The sequence below is a fragment of the Bacteroides sp. 1001302B_160321_D4 genome, from assembly GCF_015667765.1.
Taxonomy (GTDB): domain Bacteria; phylum Bacteroidota; class Bacteroidia; order Bacteroidales; family Bacteroidaceae; genus Bacteroides; species Bacteroides xylanisolvens.
Window position 1 is genome coordinate 1 of sequence record NZ_JADPLO010000144.1, and the last position, 2,161, is coordinate 2,161.

A 2,161-nucleotide genomic window follows, 5' to 3' on the forward strand; every position below is an offset into this window, starting at 1 on the left:
AAAAGGGATCAGATAAACTGATATTGCAAAAACTTTGTTGCTCCATAGCTTTTCTTTATTACTTATACGTTTGTTCTATTATTCTTGTTATGCGATACAAATTAACGAAAAAACTTCTAGAAGTAAAAGGAGAAGATAATAAATCTTCTAAATGAATAACATCCAAAATCTAGAATACCTTTAAAATATTTGATAAAAAAGACTTTATCTGTTTTAGAGGTGATAGTGAAGCAAGATGATAGAAAATGAACATAGTACATATTTTAGTTTATATCATTTAAACTGAAAATATGTACTATATATTCTTTTACCCTATAATACTTTTAATGTAATCCGTAGGACATACATGATAGAAGTCTTTGAACTTCTTTCCAAAATATTTAGCATCACAATATCCCAGCATTCCTGCAATTTCCGAAACAGTGTACTGTTGGGAGGCTAGCAGTTTAAGTGCCCTGTCCATTTTGAACGAATAGATATAATTTTCCGGAGGATTCCCGGTTATCTCTCGTATCCTGCTATAAAAAGCAGTACGGCTCATTCCTATATCGATACTTAATTTATCTATTGTATATTTATCAGTAGAGAGGTTCTTTTCCAGGATTTTATTGACTTTATCCATAAATATCTGATCCGTATTTTCTGTTTCCATTTCTTCTTTGGTGGGGACCATTGGAAAAACAGCATCTGACAAAAACAATTTGACCCGTTCACGCAAAACCATGCGGTTTTCTACAAGCATACGTATGTTTGCCCTTAGCCTGCAAATGCTTTCTGTTCGTAATTCCAGACGATCCGCCCCACTTCCTAAATGAGACAAATAACTTTCGTTATCAAAGGCCCTTATCAAAAGGACAACCGGTATATACCCTATCATTTTATCTGTTTTGATCCGGAAACTAAGTGCATCTCCATTTGTTCCGTTTACATTATCGTCAATAATGATAGCATCAGGATTTTGGCGGACTACTGTATCCTTCAGCAAATCAGGATCTTTCAAAACTGAAATCTGAAAATACCGCGATAAAGCTTTCCTTAAATAATTCCTGAATGCCCCGTCCGCCATTACCAATAAGATATGGGATGTATCTTTTGTTTTAGCATTCGGGGTATCATCTTTATCACTTTCAGAAGATTTTTTAGCCTTATTCTTCGTATTTGTTGAAGAATGTTTGATAACCGAACATTCCTGATTCCGGCAATGACAATCTGTTGGAATGACAATTTGGAAAGCAAATGATTTGCCATGTCTATATCCGTTTATTTTTCCACCATGCAGGCGAATGATTTTTCTTACAGTCCACAAATCACTATACCCATATATAGGAAATATGACCGGAATAAAAGGAAACATTTTCCCTACTCTTTTGTCTGCTATCTCACAATTAGTAATCTGCAACTGCCAGGAATCTGTTGTATGTGTTATATTGATTGATATGCAACAACCTAAATCGGAACCCAAAATTAGTTTGCTTATAAGATGCTGAAGCGCTGCCGTCATAATGTTTTCATTGATTCTGCAACTGACGCAATCCGAACATTCGCTGACAGTCAGTTGTATACGGCGCGAATCAGCATAAGGTCGACATTGATTGACAATAGAAGTAATATAAGAAGAGAGTTCCAAATTTGCCGTTGATGTCTTAGGAAGTATTTTTTTGTTTACCTTATTGAGGGTTACAATATTCTGATTGCAATATATGATGTATTCGGTATATCTCAATGCCTCTTCTACTTGTTGGGAAAGCGATTCGGGAAGATTACCGGTTTTAAGTTCTTCCAATTGATTTCGTAACAATATCAACGGGGTATACGTAGTATGGAGCATGTTCATAGCTATCTTAAGTTTTTCATGTGACAACAACTGAACATTATACTCTACCGCAAGATACGCAAACAAAACAATAAATAGCCCAATGCCGAAACTCTCTACAGGAACTGCATAACCAAGCAATGACAAATCAGGCAAAATTACGCCAATAGCTTGTTTACTGTTTACTAAATTGGCTCCACTATCTATAGAAAGTAAAGCGCGAAAGTTTAATAATAAACTCAGGTAACAATCATTCATACTTATATAGGATTTGATTAATACTTACATTTTCAGCAAAACACGTTTGATGACCTTTTAACGTGTCTAAATCCGGAACAAGTATAAACT

At 34.9% G+C, this 2,161-nt stretch carries 1 protein-coding gene; it reads right to left on the reverse strand.

Features of this window, described 5'->3' with window-relative positions:
* Nucleotides 1-307: 307 nt before the first annotated feature.
* Nucleotides 308-2,071: a helix-turn-helix domain-containing protein gene (locus tag KFO40_RS25505; RefSeq protein WP_022199602.1), complete on the reverse strand. Its 1,764-nt coding sequence runs from the start codon at nt 2,069-2,071 to the stop codon at nt 308-310.
* Nucleotides 2,072-2,161: the final 90 nt, after the last annotated feature.

What these genes read in the sequence shown, in the direction of transcription:
- KFO40_RS25505 (WP_022199602.1), bottom strand. Translation starts at nt 2,071, where the DNA reads ATGAATGATTGTTACCTGAGTTTATTATTAAACTTTCGCGCTTTACTT.